The organism is Pseudomonas sp. MS01C9, from assembly GCF_058202755.1.
Map to the genome: position 1 here is coordinate 5,804,764 of NZ_CM177073.1, position 24,154 is coordinate 5,828,917.

21 protein-coding genes are annotated in these 24,154 nt (G+C 62.9%); 8 read left to right on the forward strand and 13 right to left on the reverse strand.

From position 1 onward, the window contains the following. Positions 1–11: 11 nt before the first annotated feature. The 5 genes from AC1M7R_RS25990 to AC1M7R_RS26010 form a co-directional block, all read right to left on the reverse strand. Positions 12–1,358, reverse strand: a complete 1,347-nt coding sequence (locus AC1M7R_RS25990; RefSeq protein ID WP_072398459.1) for an HlyD family type I secretion periplasmic adaptor subunit — start codon at positions 1,356–1,358, stop codon at positions 12–14. Then, the gene (locus tag AC1M7R_RS25995; RefSeq protein ID WP_072398458.1) at positions 1,355–3,130 is read right to left on the reverse strand and encodes a type I secretion system permease/ATPase; all 1,776 of its coding nucleotides are present in this window, start codon (positions 3,128–3,130) and stop codon (positions 1,355–1,357) included. Before AC1M7R_RS25995 ends, AC1M7R_RS25990 begins: the two co-directional genes overlap by 4 nt. Before the next feature lie 194 nt (positions 3,131–3,324). After that, the gene (locus AC1M7R_RS26000) at positions 3,325–3,747 is read right to left on the reverse strand and encodes an AprI/Inh family metalloprotease inhibitor (protein WP_083568891.1); all 423 of its coding nucleotides are present in this window, start codon (positions 3,745–3,747) and stop codon (positions 3,325–3,327) included. A gap of 100 nt (positions 3,748–3,847) precedes the next feature. Then, positions 3,848–5,305 (reverse strand): serralysin family metalloprotease, encoded by a 1,458-nt coding sequence (locus AC1M7R_RS26005; RefSeq protein WP_072398456.1) that lies wholly within the window; start codon positions 5,303–5,305, stop codon positions 3,848–3,850. 403 nt (positions 5,306–5,708) lie between these two features. Continuing rightward, on the reverse strand, positions 5,709–6,623 hold the full coding sequence (locus AC1M7R_RS26010; RefSeq protein WP_072398455.1) for a LysR family transcriptional regulator: 915 nt from the start codon (positions 6,621–6,623) through the stop codon (positions 5,709–5,711). 134 nt (positions 6,624–6,757) lie between these two features. Between AC1M7R_RS26010 and AC1M7R_RS26015 the strand changes: the two genes are divergently transcribed. Then, positions 6,758–8,221 (forward strand): MFS transporter, encoded by a 1,464-nt coding sequence (locus tag AC1M7R_RS26015; RefSeq protein WP_490610117.1) that lies wholly within the window; start codon positions 6,758–6,760, stop codon positions 8,219–8,221. Between the two features lie 193 nt (positions 8,222–8,414). Continuing rightward, complete coding sequence (locus AC1M7R_RS26020; RefSeq protein ID WP_072398453.1) at positions 8,415–8,693, forward strand: DUF1652 domain-containing protein; 279 nt, start codon at positions 8,415–8,417, stop codon at positions 8,691–8,693. 61 nt (positions 8,694–8,754) lie between these two features. Here AC1M7R_RS26020 and AC1M7R_RS26025 read toward each other — a convergent pair whose 3' ends face one another. Next, on the reverse strand, positions 8,755–11,223 hold the full coding sequence (locus AC1M7R_RS26025; protein WP_072459343.1) for a UvrD-helicase domain-containing protein: 2,469 nt from the start codon (positions 11,221–11,223) through the stop codon (positions 8,755–8,757). Positions 11,224–11,482: 259 nt separating this feature from the next. Here AC1M7R_RS26025 and AC1M7R_RS26030 point away from each other — a divergent pair, with 259 nt between their 5' ends. From AC1M7R_RS26030 to AC1M7R_RS26055, 6 genes are all read left to right on the forward strand, one after another. Continuing rightward, positions 11,483–12,487: a GlxA family transcriptional regulator gene (locus AC1M7R_RS26030; protein ID WP_092181767.1), complete on the forward strand. Its 1,005-nt coding sequence runs from the start codon at positions 11,483–11,485 to the stop codon at positions 12,485–12,487. Positions 12,488–12,716: 229 nt separating this feature from the next. Continuing rightward, on the forward strand, positions 12,717–14,141 hold the full coding sequence (locus AC1M7R_RS26035) for a sensor histidine kinase (RefSeq protein WP_072398494.1): 1,425 nt from the start codon (positions 12,717–12,719) through the stop codon (positions 14,139–14,141). 24 nt (positions 14,142–14,165) lie between these two features. Then, entirely contained in the window at positions 14,166–14,810 is a 645-nt protein-coding gene (locus AC1M7R_RS26040) for a response regulator transcription factor (protein WP_072398451.1), read from the forward strand. Positions 14,811–14,910: 100 nt separating this feature from the next. Next, positions 14,911–15,285 carry a response regulator transcription factor gene (locus AC1M7R_RS26045; protein WP_072398450.1) on the forward strand — a complete coding sequence of 125 codons (375 nt, stop codon included), beginning with the start codon at positions 14,911–14,913 and terminating at the stop codon, positions 15,283–15,285. Between the two features lie 332 nt (positions 15,286–15,617). Then, positions 15,618–16,820 carry an NAD(P)/FAD-dependent oxidoreductase gene (locus AC1M7R_RS26050; protein ID WP_072398449.1) on the forward strand — a complete coding sequence of 401 codons (1,203 nt, stop codon included), beginning with the start codon at positions 15,618–15,620 and terminating at the stop codon, positions 16,818–16,820. 208 nt (positions 16,821–17,028) lie between these two features. Further along, a complete protein-coding gene (locus AC1M7R_RS26055) occupies positions 17,029–17,940 on the forward strand; it encodes a LysR family transcriptional regulator (protein ID WP_072398448.1) in 912 nt (303 codons plus the stop codon). A gap of 53 nt (positions 17,941–17,993) precedes the next feature. Here the strand turns inward: AC1M7R_RS26055 and AC1M7R_RS26060 are convergent, their stop codons facing one another. From AC1M7R_RS26060 to AC1M7R_RS26090, 7 genes are all read right to left on the reverse strand, one after another. Then, positions 17,994–19,034, reverse strand: coding sequence for an ABC transporter substrate-binding protein (locus AC1M7R_RS26060; RefSeq protein ID WP_490610118.1), 1,041 nt, complete (start codon positions 19,032–19,034; stop codon positions 17,994–17,996). 49 nt (positions 19,035–19,083) lie between these two features. After that, a complete protein-coding gene (locus AC1M7R_RS26065) occupies positions 19,084–19,233 on the reverse strand; it encodes a hypothetical protein (protein ID WP_156682196.1) in 150 nt (49 codons plus the stop codon). Further along, positions 19,230–20,417, reverse strand: a complete 1,188-nt coding sequence (argE, locus tag AC1M7R_RS26070; RefSeq protein ID WP_072398446.1) for an acetylornithine deacetylase — start codon at positions 20,415–20,417, stop codon at positions 19,230–19,232. The genes AC1M7R_RS26065 and argE overlap by 4 nt, the downstream gene beginning before the upstream one ends. Further along, a complete protein-coding gene (locus AC1M7R_RS26075) occupies positions 20,410–21,084 on the reverse strand; it encodes a DUF1028 domain-containing protein (RefSeq protein ID WP_072398445.1) in 675 nt (224 codons plus the stop codon). Before AC1M7R_RS26075 ends, argE begins: the two co-directional genes overlap by 8 nt. Positions 21,085–21,094: 10 nt before the next feature. Then, positions 21,095–21,505 (reverse strand): RidA family protein, encoded by a 411-nt coding sequence (locus AC1M7R_RS26080; RefSeq protein ID WP_072398444.1) that lies wholly within the window; start codon positions 21,503–21,505, stop codon positions 21,095–21,097. Next, complete coding sequence (locus AC1M7R_RS26085) at positions 21,505–22,833, reverse strand: flavin-containing monooxygenase (protein WP_072459341.1); 1,329 nt, start codon at positions 22,831–22,833, stop codon at positions 21,505–21,507. The genes AC1M7R_RS26080 and AC1M7R_RS26085 overlap by 1 nt, the downstream gene beginning before the upstream one ends. A 284-nt stretch (positions 22,834–23,117) precedes the next feature. Continuing rightward, entirely contained in the window at positions 23,118–24,092 is a 975-nt protein-coding gene (locus tag AC1M7R_RS26090) for a hypothetical protein (RefSeq protein WP_490610119.1), read from the reverse strand. Between the last annotated feature and the right edge of the window lie 62 nt (positions 24,093–24,154).

Below are 24,154 nucleotides of genomic sequence, written 5' to 3' on the forward strand. Positions count from 1 at the left end.
ACCGGACATCCTTATTCTTCGGTCAACGCAGAGCCGGCTCGGTCGAGCAGCGGTTTGAACAGGTAGTTGAGCAGCGAGCGCTCGCCGGTGCGCACGAACATCTGCGCCGGCATGCCAGGCTTGATCACCAGGCCATTGAGCTTTTCCAGCGCCTGCTCGCCGACATTGCTGCGCAGCACGTAATACGGCTCGCCGGTCTTCTCATCGAGCATCTGGTCGGCCGAGACCAGGCTGACTTCGCCCGCGACCCTGGGGGTGCGGTTCTGGTTGAAGGCGGTGAAGAGGATGTCCACCGGCAGATGAAGCCCCACCTTGTCGACCAGGTTGACCGGCAGATGCCCTTCCACCTCCAGCCGCGTGCCCTGGGGCACGATTTCCAGCAAGGTATCGCCCTGGCGCACCACCGCCCCTTCGGTGTGCACCCCGAGGTTGACGGCGATGCCGTCGGCGGTGGCAAGGATCTCGCTGTGTTGCAGCTCGAAGCCGGCGGATTTCAATTGCTGTTGCAGGGTCTCGCTCTTGAGCTGGGCATCGGCCAACTGGCTGCGCACTTCCTTCTGGTATTCCTCGCCATGCTGTTGCAGCTTCAGGCGCGACTCGACGATGCCCTGCTCCACCCGGCCGCTTTCACCGGCGTTCTGGGCCAGCTCCTGCTGTACCTGCGACAATTGCCGCTGGTACTCCAGCAAGCGATTGCGCGGGATGTAACCATTGTCCGCCAGAGGTTGCAGGTTACTCAGTTGCGAACGCAGTGAATTGGCCTGGGCGCTCAAGTCGCTGCGAGCCCGACGCATGCCCGCCAGTTGCGCCGTGGCGCCATCGATGCTGGCGCGCAACGCGGCCTGCTCCCGGGCAAAGGCCTCGCGGCGGCTGCTGAACAGCTGGCGCTGGCCTTCGAGCACCAACGCCAGGCGGGGATCAAGGTCATCGCCCAACTCTGACGGGAAGCTCACCTGGCCCAGGTTGTCCCGCTCGCTTTGCCAGCGCGCCAGGCTGGCCCGGGCCATGCGGTACTGGGCCTGCAGCGATTGCACATCGGCAGCGGCCTGGGTCTGGTCAAGCCGGAACAGCGCCTGGCCCTGCCTGACCGCCTCGCCTTCACGCACCAGGATCCGGCTCACCACGCCGCTGCTCATCGACTGCACGGCCTTGCGCTTGCCTGAGACCACCACGGTGCCTTGCACGGCGATGCCCTGGTCCAGGGGCGCCAGGCTGGCCCAGGTGAAAAAACTGCCCGCGCCGATGAGCGCCAATGCCCAGCCCATGCGGGTAAAAAAACGGGCGTCGCGTTCGGGACGCTCGAGGTGTTGTCCCGAGCGCGAAGAATGTTCGAGGCTCATATCGCGATCCTTGTTCATACGCTGCCGGGCTGGCGGTTGGCGTGATACTGGCGGCTCATGCTCACTCCGCTGGGCGCTGCCGGGGGCTTATCCCGTGGAGCCTGGGTTTGTCCGGACAGCTCTCGCAGCACGTCCTGGCTCGGACCGAAGGCCTGGAGCCGGCCTTCGTTGAGCACCAGTAGCTTGTCGGCCTGGGCCAGGGCCGAAGAGCGATGGGTCACCAGGACGACACTGGTGCCCTGGGCTTTCATCAGGGCAATGGCGCTGGCCAGGGCGGCCTCGCCGACGGTGTCGAGGTTGGAGTTGGGCTCGTCGAGCACCACCAGGCTCGGCCGGTCGTACATCGCCCGGGCCAGGGCCACCCGTTGTTTCTGGCCACCCGACAAGCCGCCGCCGTCCTCTCCAAGCAGCGTGTCGTAGCCTTGGGGCATGCGCAGGATCAGCTCATGCACGCCGGCCTGCTGCGCGGCGGCAACGACCTTCTGCGGATCGGCCTCGCGAAACCGGGCGATATTCTCGGCGATGGTGCCGCTGAACAGCTCGATGTCCTGGGGCAGGTAGCCGATGTACGGGCCCAGCTGGTCGCGGTTCCAGCGATGGATATCGGCCCCGTCGAGCCGCACCGTGCCCCCCAGGAGCGGCCATACCCCCACCAGCGCCCGGGCCAGGGTGGACTTGCCGGACCCCGAGGCGCCCAGCACCCCGAGCACTTCCCCGGCGGCGAGACCGAAGCTGACGTGATGCAAGGTCGCCTGGCGTCGTCCGGGAGGCCCGGCGCTGACCTGTTCGAAGCTCACCTGGCCCTTGGGCGGTGGCAATGGCATCGTGTCGTCCTGAGGCGGATAGGCGCGCAACAACGCATCCAGACGGCGATAAGCCAATTTGGCACCGCTCCACTGCTTCCATACTGCAATCAACTGATCGATGGGGCTCAGCACCCGGCCCATCAGGATCGAGCCGGCGATCATCATGCCGGCGGTCATGTCGCCCTTGATCACCAGCACCGCGCCCAATCCCAGTGCCAGGGATTGCAGGCACAGGCGCAGGGTCTTGCTGAAGGCGCTGATCACCGCGCCAGTATCGCTGGCCTGGTTCTGCAGGCCGAGAAAACGCGAGTGCACAGCAAACCAACGATTGCGCAAGGCGTCGAGCATGCCCATGGCCTGGATGGATTCGGCGTTGTGCAGGTGGCTGGTGGCCAATTGGCTGGACTGCTGCGAATAACCGCTGGCCTGCCCCAACGGCTTGCTGGTCATGATTTCGTTCAGGCAGGCCAGGCCGATAAGCAACAAAGTGCCGACGGTGGCGAACACGCCGAGCCAGACATTGAACAGGTAGATCACCAGTAGATAGATCGGGAACCACGGTGCATCGAAGAAGGCGAACAGCGCCGGCCCGGTGACAAACTGGCGAATATGGGTCAGGTCGCCCAGGGATTGGCCGGCGTTGCCTTCGCCCTGGAACAGGTTGCGCTCGAACGCGGCCTTGTAGACCTGTAGGTTGAAGCGCCGCTCCAGTTGGCTGCCAATGCGGATGACGATGAAACTGCGGACCATTTCCAACAGCCCGATGAACACGAAAAACCCCACCACCATCAACGACAACATCACCAATGTGGTTTCGTTTTGCGAAGACAGCCCGCGATCGTACACCTGAAGCATATATATCGAAGGTGCCAGCATCAGGACATTAATCAGCGCAGTAAAACAACCGACACTCAACAGAATATTCTTATAATCGCCCAGCGCTTTAATCAGCGGCAGCGCGGCAGCGCTCCTTGCCATGTTCATCGATCTTCCTTGCTGTTGGCTTTGCCAGTGAGTTGATAACTCTGCAACTTGCCAATCTTCCAGGCTTTGTACGAAAAGTGCCTGATCGTCCCTCGGCAATTTTTCGTGCAACCCCTACTCATTCAAGTGGCACACACCCCTGTTCGCACCTGTTCAAACAAGCGAGTGCAAATCGGCGATATTGTACGAACGATTTAACGCGCGCTTTGCGGGATATCGCGTTCAAGCAGGATTTTCAATCCGGATTTAAGCGTCACCTGGTAATGGTCCGTCTGGCGCAATCCCAGATGTGTCCGGGCATTGTGTTTGCCGATCAGCGAAAGCCCATCGGGTTCGGGGAACCAATGCACCGGTTCATCTCCGAGCCAGTGACCCAGGCAATCGGTCTGGCCGCCCAGGCTCTGGTCCGCGTTGAGCTCGATCGTGCAAGTGTTGGACGGTTTGTCCTGCAATGCCTGGGCCGGCGCATTTTCCTGGGGGCCAGACAAGACGGCCCGCCAGACACCAGCCAACTGTGAGGGTTCTGCTAGCAACAAGCTGCGTGCCATGGCGACTTCTCCAAAAAGCGATAGCGAGGTAGCGAGTAGCCAGGCGATTGCCGGGGCGCTACGGTGCATGGAATTTCTACTCATTTCTTGATTCCAACGCTGCCCCTGGGGGCTGGCGCCAGCCGTGCGTCTTCAACACGACCAGCGCCAGCGCCCCAGGGTAGCGATATCAGGCCACGATGTCCGAGACGGCTGCCTGGCCGACGGTGCTGACCAGGAAGTCAGCCACGCCATGGCCGGAGAAGTCCACCGCCAGTACGCTATTGCCACCCGAGGTCGAGAGCACCGCATCGCCCGCCGCACCGGTGAAGGCATTGACGAAATGCAGGCCTGCGCCGTTGGTGATGCCCGTCAGGTCGATCTTGTCCAGGCCACTGACGAAATCGAGGATCTGGTCCGTGGCGCCCGGACGCGAGTCGGAACTGGCCGCGAACACGAAGGTGTCCGAGCCCGAACCGCCCCACAGCTTGTCCGCGCCGCCCGCGCCCCACAGGATGTCGCTGCCGGCACCACCCTTGAGCTCGTTGGCCACTTCATTGCCGATCAGCAGGTCGCTGCCCGAGCCGCCAATGGCGTTTTCGATGGTTGCGCCCTGGGCGATGGACACGTTGCCGACCATGCCGCCAACGTCAGAGAACGAGGCATCGTTGAGATTGATCTTCTGGTTCTGGGTGAAGCCGGAGAAGTCCAGCGTATCGCGTCCGCCCGCGTCCCATACCGAAAACACCACCTTGTCCGACGATGACGAAGCGCTGAGGAAATCGCGACCGGTATTGGAATTGAAGCCGTAGGTCGTATCGCCGGTACGGGTGCTGGTGTTGGCCCCGTAGAGTTTCTGGATGGCGGCGATGTCGTCCATCAACGGTCCGGAAGCATAGGCCTCGACCCCGCCCTTGCTGAAGTTCTGGTCGGTATTGCTTTCGCTCCAGTAGCTCATGAGGCTGTAGCCGCGGGTGTCCTCGGCATACGTGGCATCATCGTAGGACGGGCTGCCTTCACCGGCGTTGTAGTCGCCGGGGTGGGCCAGGCCAAGGGTGTGGCCGATCTCGTGGGTCAGGGTCTGGCGACCGTAGTTGTTGAGGTCCGGGTTCTTGTTCTGGGTGTAGCTGCTGTTGATCAGGTACCAGGACGTCCCGTCATACCCCGCGCCGGTACCAGGGAGGTAGGCGAAGGCCGCCGCACCGTCCTGGCCGCTGCTGTAGTTGCCGAAGGTCATGTGGCCGTCGCCGCCGCTGGCCCTTTCGGTAAACGTGACGTTGGCAACATCCGCCCAGGACTGCATGGCCAGGACCGCCTGGCCTTTCTGCTGGGCGCTGAACTGGCTGAAACCGCTGATCCCGTGCTTGTTCATGGTGCTCGAGGAGGCAGAGGTCAGAAAGGTATAGGTCAGCTCGATCTTGCCGCTGCCGTCCCGATCCTGGTAGGCCGCGCCATCACGCAGCAACTGGGTGGCGGCTTCATCCACGGAATACGAAGGCTTGCCGTTGATGGTCAGGTCCCCACCCCGGTCATATTGATGGCTGAAATTATTGATCTGGTTGAATGCGGTACTGGGGGCGGCCAAGGGCTGCGGAGCCCACAGGAGTTGATCGGCAGAATCAATGGCGCTGGTTTTGATTTTCGACATAAACACACTTCCTTGTTTGCAATGGAACAGTTTTTGTCAGACAGACAATCTCTGGCGAGATCGTCCAATCACTCGCCCAATTGAGGACGCACGAAAACTGACACAATTCGAAATCAAACGTCTAGCGAATTTTTTTCGAATCCGCAAAGCACCCGTTCAAGCAACTAAGCCGGGTACGCGGCGCTGTCCCCGTTAATACGGGCGCTTATCGAATTTCGTTTAGGATTGTCGGACAAAATCCTATTTAAATATTAAATATCGATAAACACGACTTGGCGAAACCCGTCGCAGTTTCAACAACTAAGTGCCAGCGAAACGCTATTAATCAATATCTACCAAGCACTCTACGAAAACTCTTGGGACGAAGGTCAGGCGAGGCGGTTTTCAACGCATGTAAGGAGCATCAAGGCTTTTCGTGTTCACCGACTTTCGCCGCGCAGACTTCTCGCAGGCAACCTCGAAGCCAACGATGCCCGGGGTCGGCCTCCATCCGTGGGTGCCAGAGCATGGCTATCGTGAAGGACGGCACCGCAAACGGCAGCGCAAAACTGTGCAAGCCGACGCGAAGCCGCTCGGTGTAGCGTTCGGGCACGGTGGCGATCAGGTCGCTGGCACCGGCAAGCCCCAGGGCCGTGGAAAACCCGGGGACCGTGATAGCGATGTCTCGCGACAGGTTCGACGCTGCCAGCGCGCGGTCGATGGGGCCGTGATCGAGGTCGCGCAGGGAAACCCCGATATGCCCGCCCGCCACGTAGTCGGCGACGCTGACCTGGGCCAGGCTCAGCGGATGCCCCACGCGCACCACCCCGACGAAACGGTCTGTGAACAACGCCTGGGTTCTCAATTCGGGGCCGGTGTCCTGGTCCACGACAGCGGTTTCCAGGTCCACGCTGCCCTCGCGCAGGGCCGTGCTGTCCTTGTTGGCCTTGTCCACGAAGCGCAACCGCACGCCAGGCGCCTGCTCGGCGATGCGGGCGATGAGGTCCGCCGCGAAGTTTTCCACGAACCCTTCACGGGTGCGCAAGGTGAAGGTCCGGCTCAACCGTCGCAGGTCCGGAATCTGCACGGGGCGCAGCACAGCCTGGGCATCCTGTACCAACTGTGCGACCTGCTCGCGCAACGCCAGCGCCCGTGGCGTGGGGACCAACCCTCGCCCGGCCCGCACCAGCAGCGGGTCTGCCAAGGTGTCCCGCAACCGTGCCAGTGCCCGGCTCATCGCCGACGGGCTGAGCCGCAGCCGCTTGGCGGCACGGGCCACACTGCCCTCCGACAGCAATGCATCGAGGGTGATCAGCAGGTTGAGGTCTGGAACGGACATTCGCACGGCCCTGTACTGAGAGATGGCGTCGTATGCAGCTATAAAGTGCAAATGCTGCGTCTTCCGCCATGTTAAGCCTGGGCGTACCGTTCTGACAGCTCCATTTCAGGAAAGCCGCAGACAGAGGAACCGCGATGAAGCCAGTCAATACGCAACAGTGCCCGCCACTCGACACATCTCCTCGGACCACGGCCTGGCCACGCTGGGCGCTGTCCAGCCTTGCGCTGGCGACGCTCCTGGCTTCTCTCGGCGCCAGTGTCGCTGCAGTGGCCTTGCCGGCGCTGGCCCACGGGCTGAATGCATCGTTTCAGGCGGTGCAATGGGTGGTGCTGGCTTATCTGCTGGCGATCACCACCTTGATCGTCAGCGTCGGGCGCCTGGGGGACTTGCTGGGGCGACGCAGACTGCTGCTGGCCGGGATCCTGCTGTTTACCCTGGCCTCAGCCGTGTGCGGCCTCGCACCGTCCCTGGGGTGGCTGGTCGCGGGACGAGCCTTTCAAGGCCTGGGGGCGGCCATCATGATGACGTTGACCCTGGCCCTGGTGGGCGAATTGGTCGACAAGGACCGGACCGGCAGCGCCATGGGGCTGCTGGGCACCCTGTCGGCGGTGGGTACGGCCCTTGGCCCTTCCCTGGGGGGCACGCTGATCGAGGGGTTCGGCTGGCAGGCGATCTTCCTGCTGAACGTCCCCTTGGGGCTGCTGACGCTGCTGCTCGCCTGGCGCTTCCTGCCTGCACGCGCCAGCGCGACCAGCACCGACAGCATCCGCTTCGATATCCCCGGCACGGTGTTGCTGGCGATGGCCCTGGGCGCCTACGCGCTGGCCATGACCCAGGGTCGCGGGCATTTCGACGGGACTCATGCCGCCTTGCTGGCGCTGGCCGCCCTGTGCGTGGGGTTGTTCATCCGGGTCCAGAAGCAAGCCATATCGCCATTGATTCCCCTGGGGCTGTTGCGTGATCGCCCCATGGTCGGTGGCCTGGCCACCAACGCCCTGGTGGCGACGGTGATGATGGCGACCCTGCTGGTGGGGCCGTTCTACCTGGCCATCGCCCTTGGCCTACCGGCGACCCAGGTGGGGCTGGCCCTGGCCGTCGGACCCGCCACAACCGCGTTGAGCGGGGTGCCTGCCGGGCGGCTGGTGGACCGGTTCGGCGCGGGCACGATACGGTTGATCGGGCTGGCGATCATGCTGCTCGGCTGCGTCGGGCTGACGCTGTTGTCAGCGTCTTTGGGAACGACCGGCTACATCGCGACGATCATGGTGACCACCGTGGGCTACGCACTGTGTCAGACCGCCAACAACACAGCGGTGATGGCCGAAATCCCCGCCAGCAGGCGTGGCGTCATCTCCGCGCTGCTCAACCTGTCGCGCAATCTGGGGTTCTTCACCGGCGCTTCGGTGCTCGGCGCGGTCTTCGCCGCCGCGCTGCCGACGAACGGTATCGGCGCGGCCACTGCCCAAGCGGTCACCAACGGCCTGAATTTCACCTTCGCCGTCGCTTCATTATTGCTGGTCCTGGCTTTGGGCATTGCCTTGCGAAGCTGCGTCCCAGAGCCGTTTCGGGAGGTTGAAGCGTCCCCACCCCGCCAATGATGGCAATATGATTTCCAATGCCCAAGTCATGATGCAGATCAAAAAAAAGTGAACCAATCGCAAAATGGACTGAAAAAAGCCACATGACATTCATTTTCAGGTGCTATTTTTAGGTCTCACTGGTAGAGCCATGATGGTTCTTCCTTCCTGACATGAGCAAAAGGAAGCGCTTGATGAAGAGGGCGGGCAACAGATGAATAGAGGATCGTCCGGCAAGGTTACGTTTCCCAACGCCTGCCAGTTGATGCGTTGGCATTTCCATCCCATGGGTTTCGAGGCCAGTATGGACGCCCCGGGCAGCATGGTGGCCCGTCTGTTCGACCGCGCCAGCGGCGAAACCATGATCGCGATTGCGGGCATTCCCTGCGCGACCGTGATGAACGCTCCCGATGTGGAGCGAATCATCGAGGCGGTGGAAGCGGAGCTGGAAGCCTTTGTGCCTCCCGTTGGCTTGAGGCGATTTGCATCCTGACGAAAAAAGCCCACGCCAGTGGGCTTTTTTGTGGGCGACGGTTTCACACCCTGGCGAACCGTCACCCACCCCGGGCGCGACGCTGGTCGGCAAAGAAGGCCTTGCCCGTTCCGATGCGATCCGAGGCCCTGGGCGCGTTGGCGGCCTGGCCTTCCTGCCCGTCGACGTACCAGTAGCAGTGCTGCACTGCTCGTGTGATCCCCACGTAGGCCAGGCGCAGGATCTCGTCTTTCTGCGCCGTATCGTACGGTTCGGCATCCCCGTCCTGTCCCAGCCCGGCCATTCGGTAGACCTGATTCTTGTAGGGCGAGCTGCTCAGGTGCTGGCAGTCACCAAGCAGGAATACCGCATCCGCCTGTAGCCCTTTAGCACTGTGATAGGTCATCTGGCGCAAGCGGCGAGCCGGATGCGGCAAGCTAGAATCCACATTAACTATTGGCTGAATATGCTTTTCTATCAAAAGCTTATCGCTTGTTTTTCGATACAACATCAAGATTGAATCGCCCTTGCGATAATGTTCTTCCAGCTTGCGGGCCATGCCCTCGTCGTCGCGGTCGAGCACCGCGACCGGGCTGGGTACCGAAGGCTTGCCGCTGGCCTTGGCTTTCTTGCCGGGGATGGCGGCGGCGGCCCGCACGATGTGCTCGGCCGCATCGATGATGTATTGATGGCTGCGGTAGTTGTCCGTGAGCATGACCCGGGTGTTCGCCGGCGACGGAAACTGCTTGGTGAACGCCATGAAGTAACTGGGTGAGCTGCCGCGCCAGCCGTAGATGGATTGCCAGTCGTCCCCCACGCACAGCAATGACGAACGTTGCGCGGCGCGCCCCACGTGCATGGCCGCTCCACGACTGCGCACTTCTCGAAGACAGGCGCGAAGCCAGGAGACGATCTGCGGCGAGACGTCCTGGAACTCGTCGATCATCAGGTGCGACAAGGGCCGTAGTTGCTCATCGCCCAGCAATCTGAAGTTTTCCGGTGAATGCTCGCTGAACAGCGCGAACATCCGGTTGTAGGTCATCACAGGTGGCGACTGGTCGAGCAGATGGTCTTCGAAGGCTCGCCAGAAACGACTCAGTGCCTCGAAAAAGTATCGGTCCGGGTCGTCCTGTGCGAAGCACATCTGTCCTACCGCATCCGGAACGTCCAGGCCAAGGTTCTCGATGAAACTGGCGGCGGCCACGAAACAATCCAGCAGCGGTGCCGCCCCCAGTTCGCCCTTGACCTTATAGTCGAACCCTGGGCCGGCGCTGGCATCCCCAGCCAACGCACTCAAAACACGTCTTGACGATTCGTAACTTTCTATCCATATCAATGGCTTACGACAGAAAGCTTGAAACAGGGTGCGCTTTACAGCCCATTCCGCCCGGATGCCCAGGCGTGCCCCCGGTCGGCTGAGCCGGGCATCCTCCTGCGGGTCGAAGCCCAGCATTACCCAGGCATCCAGCGAGGCAATGTAGCCATGGCAGTGGAATGTCGAGCCGTTGATCTGGAAGGTCTGGCGCCTGGGCTCGATGCCCTTGATGGGCCACGCCCCGGCGCGGAACCACAGGTCCTCGATGGCATCGCACAACTCTTCGTCACGCTGGGCGGCAAGTTCGGTGACGGCGACGCGTTTCTGTACATCGGGGTGGTCGCGCTCCAAGGCCTTGAGTTGCAGGGCGTGCCGGGACAGCGAGCCGATCAGCTCACGGAATCGTTCATCGCGCTGGTAAAGGTGGTGATAGCAGGCGTTTAGCTGCTGGCGTTGAGCATCATTGATGCGCAAGTCAAAGGGATTGCCCTCATCGTCATCGCCCGCCACCGCGCGATGGCTCAGGGTCTCGAAAGCCTGGAGCCGTTCGAATCCCGGCAGGCTGCGCACCATGGGCAGAATTCTCGAATGGAAGGTCCGCACCAGGTCTCGCGCTTCCTTGAGACTGACCGTACGCCCCCACAAGGCGAAAACCTCGATCAGTTTCTGGATGAAATCCTTGCGTGACTCGCGGGTGAAGGTCACCACGGTCATCGAATCCAGTTCGAACCCCAGGTATTGGGACAGCAGCACGATACGCAGCACCAGGGTCGTGGACTTGCCCGCACCGGCCCCCGCCACCACCGAGGTGGACGGTGTGTCGCTGAAAATCATCTTCCATTGCGCGGCACTGGGCTGCGCGTGGGCGGGCAGCAATCGGGCCACATCCGCCTTGATGCGTTTCTTCAGTTCAGCGGTCAAGGGCAAGCGCCAGTCATCGAACAACAGATCATCGACTCTCGGCGCCGGGTGCTCGGTGCTGCGAGCGTCACGGATCAACAGGACCTGGCGCCCCTCTTCCAGCCCCTCGGCCCGGCCTTCCTGATATCCGTAATCGAAACCGGCGGTATGACCACTACGAAAACCATCCGCCTGACCGTGCAACCACGATGCCCGGTGCTGGGCTCGCAGCCGCGTCAGGCCGTGGCCGAACAAGCGCGCGGCCAGGCGCTTGAGCAGCGGCATCTGGGCCACGGGTAGAAGTTCGGGAGGAAGATCGGGAGAGTGTTGCGCCACGCTGAAAAACTCCGGTGTACAGAACCATGGGCGCTATGGTGTCTTGATTTGCCGTTGAGTGCCACTCAAAAGCTTGCAGGTCAGAGGGTTAGGCAATGAACTGAAAGTGCCTTGATAACGCCAGCACCGCGGGCCTGTCCCTCAAGCAAGGCTGCCGGATACGGGCAATCGACGAGCATTGGGGCGATCCGGTATCGTGCCGTTCGATACCTTGTCCTTCCCTTGGGCAATCACGGACTGCGAAGCCAGCATGAACCAGATGAACCATGACGTCGTCGCCAGCGATTCGATCTGCCAGCCCCGTACCCTGGTCTTCCTGGCCTACCCGCAGATGGGCTTGCTGGACCTGACCGGTGCCCAGACCGTCTTCTGGGCGGCTACCAAGGCCATGACTGAACGTGGCCTGCCCGGCTACGCAGTGCACACGGCGAGCCTCGACGGCGGGTTGATGCGAACCGCCGAAGGCCTCGCCGTGGACACCTGCGCCCTGCATCGCTTCGACGAGGCGCCTATCGATACCTTGATCGTGCCCGGCGCCCCCGATATCCGCCAGGCCATGATCGACTGCGTCGATCTGGTGGATTGGCTGCGGGCCGCCTCGGTCAAGGCCAGGCGCACCGCATCGGTATGCAGCGGCACGTTCCTGATGGCCCAGGCAGGCCTGCTCGACGGGCGCCGGGCCGCCACCCATTGGGCCATGTGCGAGATGCTCAGGAACGGTTTCCCGGCGGTCGAAGTCGACCTGGACGCGATTTTCATCCAGCAGGACCGGATATGGACCTCGGCGGGCGTCAGTGCTGGCATCGACATGGCCCTGGCCCTGGTCGAAGCCGACTGCGGTCGCGAAGTCGCGCTGCAAGTGGCCCGGGAGCTGGTGGTGTTTCTCAAGCGGCCCGGCGGACAGGCGCAGTTCAGCCAACTGCTGCAATTGCAGACCCGGGACAGCGCCGGATTCGACGAGCTGCACGTCTGGATCAGCCAGCACCTGGACGATGACCTGACCATCGAACAACTGGCTCGCCAGGCCCGGATGAGTCCGCGCAATTTCGCCCGGGTCTACAAGCGTCGCACGGGACATACCCCGGCCAAGGCCGTGGAGATGTTCCGCCTGGAAGCCGCGCGACGGCTGCTGGAAGACTCCCAGCGCAACATCGACCAGATTGCCCGGTCGTGCGGCTTCGGTGACGAGGAGCGGATGCGCCTCACCTTCCAGCGCCACCTTTCGATTTCCCCACGGGACTACCGTCAACGGTTTTCCCGCTGACCCCGGCCTGCCAGATCCGATGCTGGCAGGATTTCAGGGTTTTCTGTCCTACCGGCGAAAACGCGGCACTTTTAAGATACGAGACCGAAGCTCTGTCCTTGCGACGCCCCGGAGCCGGCCCCTCAAAAAATACAAAAGGTCCGCCAGCGTGCCCACACCCGCCACGATGTTCAAAAGCATCCATGACAGCCTCCGGTACGCCCCCTGTCAGATCGCCTCGCGACCTTCGATGGGGATCAGTCCCCATCCGCTGGTGAACGCCCTGGGCTGGGCGGTCGGGCTGGTGGTGGCCTGCGGCATTGTCATCATCAATTCCGAGACCCGATCCGACCTGGCCCCCACCCTGCTCTACATTACCTTGCTGTTGATGGCGGCCAACCTGTTCTCCATCAACCTGGTCATCACCGTCGCGCTGATGTGCATGCTCCTGCTCACGGCGATGTTCCTGTACAACGGCGGTTATCATCGCTGGGACTCCACCACCGGCTTCTTTCGCTGCCTGACGGCCCTGTCCGCCATCGCGTTCCTGGCGCTGCGCAGCAAGCAGGCGTCCGACAGCCTGCGCCACAACGAGGCCTATCTGGTCGGAGCCCAACGCCTGAGCCAGACCGGCAGCTTCGGCTTTCGCGGCGATCGTTCGGACCTGTCCTGGTCGGAGGAGTCGGCGCGGATCTTCGAATACCCCAGCGGCAAGACGCCGACGGTTTCGATGGTGCTGGAACGCACCCACCCCGAAGACCTCGAACGGGTGCTGGATATGTTCGGCCAGGCCGCCCGTCGCGCCCCCCAGATCGAGGTCGAGCTGCGGCTGCTGATGCCTGACGGGCGCATCAAGCATATCCATCTGATCGCCAGCCTCCTGCCTTCCGCACAGGGTCGTTTCCAGTACCTGGGGGCCTTGATGGACATGACGGCCAGCAAGCAGGCCGAGGAAGCGCTGTTCCGCGCCCAGGCTCAACTGGCCCATGTCACCCGCCTGACCTCGCTGGGGGAAATGGCCGCCTCCATTGCCCATGAAGTCAACCAGCCGCTCACCGCCATCACCAGCAGTGCCCAGGCCTGTCGACGCTGGCTGGAGCGTCCGCAGCCCGACCTGGAGGAAGCCCTCGATTCCCTCGAGCGGATCGTCGCCAGCTCGAGCCGCGCCAGCGAAGTCATCGACCGTATCCGGTCGCTGTCGCGCAAATGCGATCCACGGCGTCAGGCCGAGTCGCTGGACGAAGTGGTCAACGAGACCCTGAACCTGGTCCAGCAGCAACTGGTGCTGCACAAGGTCACGGCGAAAGTGGACCTGGCGACCTGCGCAGGCCATGTCAGCGCCGACCGGGTGCAATTGCAGCAGGTGATCATCAACCTGGTCATCAATGCCTGTCATGCCATGGACGCCGTTGCGGTCAGCGACCGGCTCCTGCAGATACGCACCTGGATAGAGGACAACGAGGCCGTCCTGGAGGTGACTGACCAGGGCACGGGCATCGCGCAGGATGTCCTGCCTTCGCTGTTCACCCCGTTCTTCACCACGAGAGAGAACGGCCTCGGCATGGGCCTGGCCATCTGTCGCTCCATCATCGAATTCCACGACGGCAGGATCTGGGCCACCAGCGAAGCCGGTCGAGGGACTTCGTTCAGGTTCGCATTGCCGCTTATCCCTTGACCCATGACCGCCTCGGACACGCCCATGACTTTCGATCACGCCGCTCGCCAGGCCAATCTCCAGGAACCGATCGTCTACATCGTCGACGACGATGCGCCACTGCGCGAGGCCCTTGGCAGCCTGTTGCGCTCCATCGACCTGCAGGTGGAGCTATTCGGCTCGGTAGCGCAGTTCATGCAATTCCCCCGCCCCGCCGTCCCCAGTTGCCTGGTGCTGGATGTACGCCTGCGGGGCACCAGCGGCCTGGATTTCCAGCAGGAACTGGCGGCGGCCAACATCAACCTGCCGATAGTGTTCATGACCGGCCACGGCGATATCCCCATGACGGTCCGGGCCATGAAAGCCGGGGCGGTGGATTTCCTGAGCAAGCCGTTCCGGGAGCAGGACCTGATCGATGCGGTATCTGCCGCTCATCAGCGAGACCGCTTGCGCCGCGAGTCCGACCGCGCCCGCCAGGCGCTGGAAGCTCGCTATGCGGCACTGACGCCCAGGGAAAGGCAGGTCATGGCGCTGGCCATCTCGGGCCTGATGAACAAGCAGATCGCCGGGGAAATCGGCCTGAGCGAGATTACCGTCAAGATCCACCGCGGCCAGGCCATGCGCAAGATGTGCGCCCGCTCCTTCGCCGATCTGGTACGCATGGGCCAGGCGCTGGATATGCCCGGCTGAATCTTCATACCCACGTATACTAGGCGCGGGTCATGGACAGGGTATCTTGCAGTGAAGACGGCGCCGTTATGGCGACCTGATATCGCTGCCGGGTCTCTCAATGTCAAACACCGCAATCATTTCAGTTGTCGATGACGACGAATCCGTTCGAAAAGCACTGGACGGCCTGCTGCGTTCCAGCGGGTACACAGTACACACTTACGCCAGCGCCCTGGAGTTCCTTTCCGGCGGCGGCCCCGAACAGACCGATTGCCTGCTATCGGACATCAGGATGCCCGGCATGAGCGGCATCGAGCTGTGCAACGAACTGGCTGCGCGGAACATCCGGATTCCCGTCATTATCATCAGCGGCCACCCCGGCCCACCGCCTCGGGTCAAGCCCGGCGTGGCCGAGCCCGTGGCGCTTTTCCCCAAGCCGTTCGGATGCGTGGAACTGATCGCCTGCATCGAATCGGTGCTCAAGCACACGGTTTGACAGGCCAGCCCTTCTCATCAGCGCGTCACTGCAAACCCTACAGGCTTGCCCGCGAACGCGACGGCCTATCCTGCGTCGCCTGTGGGCCAGGCATTTTTCCGGTCGATCCGCGCCGTGCCGGTTGCGGCACTCACACCTTCGTATAGGTCCTTCATACCCAGACATATTCCCGCTGACCTTATGTAGAAGTGCTGGCCCCCCCACCGGCGAATAACATTGCTCTGGCGAACCGAAGCTGAAGGCATGAGCCAAGCACTTTCGGGCATTCGCGGCGTGGCCACAATGAATGGGCTGAACCCTTCAACGTATCGATCTTTCTTCGGGAGCAAATCATGAAACAGCATATTCTGGTGGTAGGCGCGGGGTTCGGCGGGGTCTGGAGCGCGTTGAGCGCTGCCCGGCTCATCGACCTGCACAAGCGCAACGATGTGCAGATTTCGGTCCTGGCTCCCCAGGCCGAGCTGCGCATCCGGCCTCGTTTCTACGAGCCCGATGTGCATACCATGGCAGCACCGCTTCATGGATTGTTCGATGCGGTGGGTGTGAACTTCGTACAGGGCTCGGCCCACCGTATCGACCCCGATCGCAAGGAAGTAGGCTACCGCGACGCCTCAGGCAGCCAGGCCACGCTGAGCTATGATCGCCTGGTCCTCGCCACCGGCAGCCAACTGGTGCGTCCGGACCTTGAAGGCATGCTGGAGCACGCCTTCGACGTCGATGAGATCGAACAGGCGACGCGCCTCGAAGCCCACCTCAAATCCCTCAAGCACCTGCCAGACAGCCCGGCCCGCAACACCGTGGTGGTCGCCGGCGGAGGCTTCACCGGTATCGAGACCGCAACCGAAATGCCCGCCCGCCTGCGAGCGGTGCTGGGGGACGAGGCAAAAATCCGCGTGATCGTGGTGGACCGCGGCCCCCAGATCGGCGCGTCCCTGGGTGACGGTATCCGCCCGTCGATCATCGAGGCCTCGGGCCACCTGGGCATCGAGTGGATCCTCAACGCTTCGGTCGAGTCGGTGGATGCCGGCGGCGTCACACTGTCTGACGGCCAGCGTATCGAGTCCAACACTGTGATCTGGACCGTAGGGTTCCGCGCCAGTGCGCTGACTCAACAAGTGCCGGGCACCCGGGACCGCCAGGGTCGCCTGCACGTCGATGGCAACCTGAAGGTGCTGGGCCAGAACGACATTTTCGCCGCTGGTGACGTGGCCTATGCCGCAACCGACACCTTGGGCAACTATGCGGCCATGTCCTGCCAGCACGCCATCGCCCTGGGTCGCTATGCCGGCAATAACGTGGCGGCCGACCTGCTGGGCGTAGCACCGATGGCCTACAGCCAGCCCAAGTACGTCACATGCCTGGACCTGGGAGCCTGGGGCGCGGTGTTCACCGAGGGCTGGGATCGCCAGCTCAAACTGGTGGGACAGGAAGCCAAGTCGCTCAAGACCCAGATCAACACGGTATGGATCTATCCACCTGCGGCGGATCGCGCAACCGCCCTGGCAGCGGCCGACCCACTGATACCGGTGGCCTGATCCTTTCGTCCTGACCGGTCGCCACTCTCCTTTGCGAGCCGGTCCTTCCCGAACGCCCGCCCACCCTTTTCAGGCGGGCGTCTTTTTCCTGCTCCGCCATAAACAAGCCTGGATATTGCCATTGCCCAGCAAAATCCGTTGCAAGGCCCGCCCTTCACCCCGGCGGCACGAGGTAAGGTAGGCCAAACCATCCGTATAGAGGTGTGTCGTGGCGTCCTATTCCTTGCGTCAGCTGAAGTACTTCGTCACCACCGTTGAATGCGGCAGCGTCGCCGAGGCCTCCCGCAAGCTGTACATCGCGCAGCCGTCCATCGCCACCGCCGTCAAGGGGCTCGAGGACAGCTTCGGTGTGCAGTTGCTTATCCGCCATCATGCCCAGGGCGTCTCGCTGACCCCGGGAGGCGCTCGTTTCTACCGCAAGGCCCAGGAGCTGCTGCGCATGGCCCGGGAATTCGAGCAGAACGCGCTGGCCGACAATGATGTCGTAAGCGGCCAGATCGACATCGGTTGCTTCGAGACCGTCGCCCCGCTCTACCTGCCCCGCCTGATCGCCGGCTTTCGCCAGCGCTTTCCCGGCGTGGAGATCCGTGTGCAGGACGGCGAGCAGCAGGAGCTGGTGCAAGGTCTGACCGGCGGGCGTTTCGACCTGGCGATTTTCTATGAGCACGACCTCGACAGCACCATCGAGACCCAGGCCCTGACGGCGCCGCAGCGCCCCTACGCCCTGTTGCCGGTGGGGCATCGCTTCGCCGGCCAGGCCCAGGTGTCGCTACGCGACCTGGCCCTGGAGCCGATGATCCTGTTGGATGTACAACCGAGCCGGACGTATTTCGTCAGCATCTTCGAAGAATTGGGCCTGACGCCGAATATCGTCTTCAGCTCGCCCTCCATCGAAATGGTACGCGGCATGGTCGGCCAGGGTTTCGGGTTCGCGGTGCTGGTGACACGCCCCCATTGCACCACCACTTACGATGGGCAACAGGTGGTCTGCGTCGGTATCACCGAAGACGTCACAGGCTCGGCGCTGGTGGCGGGCTGGCTGCGGCGCGCGCACCTGACCAAACCGGCACAGCTGTTCGTGGAGTATTGCCGGGAACAATTCAGGCAGTGGTTGCCGTGAACCCGCCAGGCAGGCCGTGACGAGGAAAAGTCCCCTCGCCACGGCTGGTTCGCCTAGCGGGCCGCCCAGACGTTGAAACGCTGCTCCAGCTCCTCGCCATGGTCGACCCAGAACTCGGAGTCCACGGCCCGAGCCCCGGCCAGATTGGCTTCGGCGGTAGGCAACTGGTCCCTCACGGCCTCGGGCAGCAAACCCAGCGTCTGGCGATGCACGGGCCCGTAAGGGATATTTTCCGAGAACACTTTCTGGGTCTGGGGCTGGCTGGCGAACGCGATGAACCGCTCGGCCAGGGCCTTGTTCGGCGTGCCCTTGACCACGGCCCAGTACTCCGGGTCATACAGGCTTTGCGGCCAGACGATGCTCAGCTTCATGCCCTCCTTCTGCGCCGAAGCGATGCGCCCGTTGTAGGCGGCACTCATCGCCACATCCCCTGCCACCAGCCATTGCGCCGGTTGGGCGCCGGCTTCCCACCATTGGATATTCGGCTTGATCTGGTCCAGCTTGGCGAAAGCCCGCGACACTCCCTCCGGCGTGTTCAAGACGTTGTACAGCTCCTCTGCCTTGACGCCGTCGGCGAGCAAGGCGATTTCCAGGGTGTATTTGGCACCCTTGCGCAGGCCGCGCTTGCCGGGATACTCGGTGAGGTTCCAGAAGTCCGCCCATGACCTGGGCGCCTTGCCGAGCTTGCTCTGGTCGTAGGCCAGGACCATCGACCACACATAGGTGGCGACGCCGCATTCGTTGAGCGCACCCGGTACGTAGTTCGCCGGGTCGCCCATGGCCGTCAGGTCGAGTTTCTCGAACAGGCCTTCTTCACAGCCTCGCAGCAGCTCGGGGCTTTCCACTTCGACCACGTCCCAACTGGTGTGACCCGCCGTGACCATGGCCTTGATCTTCGACAGTTCGCCATTGTATTCGCCAGCCACGATGCTTCCTGCACCGCTGGCATTGAAGGGTTGGAAGTAGGCCTTGTCCTGGGCCTGCTTGGTGGCGCCGCCAAAGGAAATCACGGTCAGGCTTTGTGGCGCGGCCAAGGCGCTGGTACTCAGCAAAGCCAGGACGCACGCAATGTTGCAACGCAAGGATCTGGACATGAAGCGGTTCCTCGAAATGCCGGCTCGCCCGCACGAGCCAGCGCGGGACTCAGGGGTGACCGTAAGCGCGGGCGGTGCGGTCTACAGCATTACCGGTCTTGTCGACCCGTTCGTTGTTACCCGGGGAGCTCGCCATCGGCACCGTATCCGTCAGGCGCAGTGTCGCGCCCCGGGTTCGCCAGTCGTTGAAGTCGTTCACGCAAGCTCCTCGGCCCAGAAAGGGTGGGGTTCGCTGAGGTGGCGTGCCAATCGATCCATCATGCGATCACAGGCCGCCATCTGCTCGACGCTCACGTATTCATCGGGTTTATGTCCCTGGTCCATGCTGCCGGGGCCGCACACCACGGTGGGGATACCGGCCTGGTCGAACAGGCCACCTTCGGTACCGAAAGCCACCGTGCCAAAAGCGTCGCTGCCGCACAGCTGCGCGACCAGGCGCGCGGCGGCGCTCTTGGGTGACGTCGCCAGCCCCGGGTAGCAAGACAGCTGTTCGAAACGGATGGCGGTGGCGCCATTTACCGCCTGCATGGCCGGCAGAAGGGTCTGTTCGGCAAAGCCTTGCAACTGCGCGACGACCCCCTGCGGAGCGAAATCCGGCAAGGCCCGGATTTCAAAATCGAAACGACAATCGGCCGGCACGATGTTCAACGCGGTGCCTCCCTGGATCACCCCGACCTGCACCGTCGAATACGCCGGGTCGAAGCGCGGGTCATGCCGTGCCGGATCGGCCAGCCATGCGCCAATCTCTCCCAGCCTGCCGATCAGCCGTGCCGCCTGCTCGATGGCGTTCACGCCGTGAGGGGCATAGGCCGAGTGGCAGGCTGCCCCTCTGACATGACAACGCATCGCCAACTTGCCCTTGTGACCGAGCACCGGCTGCAGCTGCGTAGGCTCGCCGATCAGGCACAACGCAGGCTCGGCAATGGACTCGGGCAGTGTTTCCAGCAGGCTGCGTACACCCAGGCAACCGACTTCTTCGTCGTAGGAGAACGCCAGATGCACCGGCCGACGAAGTGGGCTGGCGAGGAACATTGGCACCGCTGCCAGCACCGAGGCCAGGTAGCCTTTCATGTCCGCCGTGCCCCGGCCGAACAGTTTGCCGTCGGCTTCGCTCAGGCAGAACGGATCCACCGTCCAGGCCTGCCCGTCTACCGGTACCACGTCGGTGTGCCCCGACAGAACGACCCCGCCAGGTTCCAGCGGGCCAATGCTGGCCAGCAGGTTGGCCTTGGTCCGCTCGGAGTTGTAGATCAGCTCGCATTCAACCCCCAGGTCCGCCAGGTACTGACGCACGAATCCGACCAGCGCCAGGTTGGAGTCGCGACTGACCGTGGCGAAACCCACCAGCCTGGCCAGCAGTGCGCGACTGCGCAGTTCATTCATCGCCCGGCACTCCATAGCTGGGCGCCAGGGTGGGGTTCAAGGCGCGGGTCAGGTAGTCCTGCAGTTGCGGCTGATAGGCCGTCCAGAGTTTTTCCAGTTCGCCGACAGGATCCTGCTCCGCCCAGTCCACCCGCAGGTCGACGATGGGCCAGGTCAGGTCGTCCACCACCGACAGCGCCGCCGAGTGCACCGCCCCGGCTTCGCCACCCGCTTCCTGGCCGGCTCGCAAGGCCCGCATCAGACGGGCGGCGAGACTGCCCTCGCTGTGCTGGAAGGCCATGACCATCGCGTCGATCACGATATCGTCGGCCAACAGGTTGCCGGCCGCCACGCACTGCTCGCCGGCCAAGGCACGATGAATCCCCAAGGCACGGCTGCCGCTGTAGATCGCCGTGTTGCCCTGGGCATCGATCACTGCCACCTGGCGATACTCGCTATAGCCATTGCGCGCCAGGACACGGTCCACGGCTTCTTGCGCCCCCCGGCCCGTGGCGAGTTCGTCCAGGATCAACGGGCCCAGCGCCGGCAGTGTGATGTTCTGGCTCGACACCGCGCCAACCCCTGCCCGCAACCAGGGGCAGCGGGCACCGACGGCGATACTCGAAGAACTGATGGCGACGCCCAGCTGGCCGGTTTCGGCGCAGCGTCCGACAATGGAAAAAGTCATGGTTCGGTCCTTATTCGGGAATCACGGCGATCACGTCGATTTCCATCAGCCACTGGGGCTGGCCAAGAGCACTGACCACCAGTCCGGTGGAAATCGGAAACACACCCTTGAGCCATTTACCGACCTCCTGGTACACGGGCTCGCGGTAGCGCGGATCGGTCAGGTAGGTGGTGGTCTTGACGATGTGCGTCAGGTCGCTGCCGGCTTCTTCCAGCAATTGCTTGACGTTGCGCATGGCTTGTTCGGCCTGGGCCCTGGGATCGCCGAGCCCCACCAGCCGCCCCTCGAAGTCGGTGCCGACCTGCCCGCGAACATAGACCGTGTTGCCGGCCCGTACGGCCTGGCACAGGTCGTTGTCCAGGGCCTGGTTCGGGTAGGTGTCCTTGGTGTTGAACATGCGGATACGGGTGTGAGTAGGCATCAGCGGACTCCCATCAGGCTGGTTTTCGAGTTGTGCGGATCGATGGCGGGCGCAGGCGAGTCCAGGCTGTCGCTCGGGCGACGATAGGCCAGGTACGTGCGCTGTTTGACGATGTGGTCACTGATATGCCGGGCGTCGTGCCAGACGCCCCAGATGAACGCCGACCCGCGCCGCGACAACCAAGGCAGGCCGACAAAATACAAACCCGGCTCGCTGGACACGCCTCGCTGGTGACGGGGCTTGCCGTTGGCATCGAGGACGTCGACCTTCAGCCAGCTGTAGTCCACCGAATACCCTGTGGCCCAGATGATCGTACCGACGCCAGCCTCCAGCAGATCGAGCGCCAGGATCGGATGGGTCAGGCATGGCGGGTCGGGCGGCAGTTGGCGGGCCTCAGGTTCGAGAGGCAGGTCCAGCCCGTTGCGGGCAATGTAGGCATCAGCGGCATCCAGCAGCGCCAGGTAGTTTTCATCGCCGCGGGCGATGTTCTCGGCCAGGTTCGGCTCAAAGCGAACCTGGCCGCCATCGAACGCTTTCGTCAGGCCCACCAGGGTGATGCCTTCATGGGCGAGCCTGCGGAAGTCCACGGTATGACCGCCACGGGCACCGCTCACGGCAATGGTCACGTGCTCCTTGCCGGGCCGGACAGCCTCGGCATCCCACTCCCCAAGCACCCCCAGCCACCAGCAGAAATCCCGGTTGCGGTAGGACCGGGGTGGACGGTCATGGGCCCCCACGGAAAGGTAGACGCGCTTGCCGGCACGTAGCAACTCATCGGCGATCTGCACACCCGATGAGCCCGCTCCCACGACCAGGACCGCGCCTTCGGACAACTGACCGGGATTGCGATACTGTGCGGAGTGCATCTGGACGATGCCGGCCAGATCAGGTGCGATGGGCGGAATGACCGCCCGCTGGAACGGCCCGGTGGCGACCACCACATGGATCGCCTCGATCAGCCCCTCCGACGTTTCAACGCTGAAGCCGGGACGACCGACATTGCGCTGGACCTTCCTCACGTCCACCCCGGTACGGATCGGCGCGTTGAACTTGCTGGCATAGGCAACGAAGTAATCGGCCACCTGGTCCTTGCCGGCGAAGGCGTCGGGATCGAGCCCCTCGAATTCGAGCCCGGGAAACCGGTCATGCCAGGCCGGACCGTTGGCGACCAGGGAATCCCAGCGCGCCGTGCGCCAGGCTTCGGCAATGCGGTTGCGCTCCACCACGAGGTGAGGCACGCCTTGCCTGCTCAAATGTTCGCTCATGGCCACGCCGGCCTGGCCGGCGCCAATGACAAGCGTATCGATGTGGATCGTTTCAAAGGGCATGTGTGCACTTCCGGCAGTGGGTTCGATTCAGAGCTGCATCGCGACCGCTTCGGGTTCTGTCTTGTTGTTCTGCGGTGTGTTTGGAGCGATGTCGAAGCGATTGTGTTGGCCGGCGGGGATTTGCGAAACGAGGCTTTTTATCGTTGCTGGAAAGGAAAAAGCTGCCTGGGCGCCTGCCTCGAAGACAGGTGCCTGGCAGGCGACTCATGGGTCAGAGAAGTTGCACAGCGAAGGCTGCGCAAAGAAGGGACGGATCAGCCGATAGCTCGGCAAACGGCCTTGCCTCAGGGGCCGACGATGGCCTCTTCGGGCTCGGCCATGGCCACCACCTCCGGCACATAGGCAAACCCCGCCGCCTCCCAATCCCGCCAGCCAGGTGTCTCGTCCGGCAACCAGGGAGACTCGATCGGTTCGATGGGCACCGCAGTCCATTTACCCTCCACCTCAACTTGCCAATACCACCAGGCCTCCACTTTGCCGTCCCGTTCCACGGCCAGCGGCATGAAGTCATCCTGGCCATCGCGCGGCACCAGTTTCCAGTCTGGCCGGAGTTTCTTGCGCACACGCTGCAGGCGCTGTGTCTGCAGATCGAGCAGCACGGCGGTCAATTGGTCATATCCGCAGCCGGGACGAGCACTCTCGTCGCCCACGAACCGGGCGAATCCCAGCGACTGCTGCCCAGCGGCCAGGCGTTCGAGTTCTTCGCCGGTACGCACATGAAAGGTGATCGCCCCCAGGTCCAGGGCACTGTCGCTGAAGCTCACCTGTGGGCCCATCTGGGCGAGAATGTAGAACTGGGCCGGAAATACCGTTTCCTTGAGATTCTTGTCTTCGATGATGTTCCATCGGCAGGTCTTGTTCAGGCGCCAGTTGGCCGGCGAAGCCGTGCTCTTGATTTCCAGCGTCACGCCCCAGCTCAATTGCAGGTCGAACACATCACCATGGGGCTGGACCTGATAGTGCTTTTCGATGCTGCGGGTCAGGTCGCCGGGCCCAGGGGTATAGGTGGTCAACGCTCTCACCGTATCGCCGACGATGTCGTCGCAGTGGGCGATGAGTTTTTGGGCCACCAGGTATTCGATCAACACGCCCCGCAACACGGGTACGTTCATGTTGGAGAACGCCCATCGCCAGAAATCGTTGGCCGTATGGGGCGTGACGCGGTCGCCGAAGGAAAACGTGGTGCCGGCATCCAGGAACCGCTTGAGATTTTCGATGTGCATGTCTTCCCTGTCATCCAGTTCAATCAATGAAGGCAAAATGATGTCATCTTTCGAATAACAATGTCATTCACCACAAGCTGACAATTGTGTCATCTGCT

What these genes read in the sequence shown, in the direction of transcription:
- AC1M7R_RS26020 (WP_072398453.1), top strand. Translation starts at nt 8,415, where the DNA reads ATGAATAGAGGATCGTCCGGCAAGGTTACGTTTCCCAACGCCTGCCAG.
- AC1M7R_RS26085 (WP_072459341.1), bottom strand. Translation starts at nt 22,833, where the DNA reads ATGCCCTTTGAAACGATCCACATCGATACGCTTGTCATTGGCGCCGGC.
- AC1M7R_RS26035 (WP_072398494.1), top strand. Translation starts at nt 12,717, where the DNA reads ATGGGGATCAGTCCCCATCCGCTGGTGAACGCCCTGGGCTGGGCGGTC.
- AC1M7R_RS26005 (WP_072398456.1), bottom strand. Translation starts at nt 5,305, where the DNA reads ATGTCGAAAATCAAAACCAGCGCCATTGATTCTGCCGATCAACTCCTG.
- AC1M7R_RS26075 (WP_072398445.1), bottom strand. Translation starts at nt 21,084, where the DNA reads ATGACTTTTTCCATTGTCGGACGCTGCGCCGAAACCGGCCAGCTGGGC.
- argE (WP_072398446.1), bottom strand. Translation starts at nt 20,417, where the DNA reads ATGAATGAACTGCGCAGTCGCGCACTGCTGGCCAGGCTGGTGGGTTTC.
- AC1M7R_RS26060 (WP_490610118.1), bottom strand. Translation starts at nt 19,034, where the DNA reads ATGTCCAGATCCTTGCGTTGCAACATTGCGTGCGTCCTGGCTTTGCTG.
- AC1M7R_RS25990 (WP_072398459.1), bottom strand. Translation starts at nt 1,358, where the DNA reads ATGAACAAGGATCGCGATATGAGCCTCGAACATTCTTCGCGCTCGGGA.
- AC1M7R_RS26040 (WP_072398451.1), top strand. Translation starts at nt 14,166, where the DNA reads ATGACTTTCGATCACGCCGCTCGCCAGGCCAATCTCCAGGAACCGATC.
- AC1M7R_RS26030 (WP_092181767.1), top strand. Translation starts at nt 11,483, where the DNA reads ATGAACCATGACGTCGTCGCCAGCGATTCGATCTGCCAGCCCCGTACC.
- AC1M7R_RS26080 (WP_072398444.1), bottom strand. Translation starts at nt 21,505, where the DNA reads ATGCCTACTCACACCCGTATCCGCATGTTCAACACCAAGGACACCTAC.
- AC1M7R_RS26050 (WP_072398449.1), top strand. Translation starts at nt 15,618, where the DNA reads ATGAAACAGCATATTCTGGTGGTAGGCGCGGGGTTCGGCGGGGTCTGG.
- AC1M7R_RS26045 (WP_072398450.1), top strand. Translation starts at nt 14,911, where the DNA reads ATGTCAAACACCGCAATCATTTCAGTTGTCGATGACGACGAATCCGTT.
- AC1M7R_RS26010 (WP_072398455.1), bottom strand. Translation starts at nt 6,623, where the DNA reads ATGTCCGTTCCAGACCTCAACCTGCTGATCACCCTCGATGCATTGCTG.
- AC1M7R_RS25995 (WP_072398458.1), bottom strand. Translation starts at nt 3,130, where the DNA reads ATGAACATGGCAAGGAGCGCTGCCGCGCTGCCGCTGATTAAAGCGCTG.
- AC1M7R_RS26000 (WP_083568891.1), bottom strand. Translation starts at nt 3,747, where the DNA reads ATGCACCGTAGCGCCCCGGCAATCGCCTGGCTACTCGCTACCTCGCTA.
- AC1M7R_RS26015 (WP_490610117.1), top strand. Translation starts at nt 6,758, where the DNA reads ATGAAGCCAGTCAATACGCAACAGTGCCCGCCACTCGACACATCTCCT.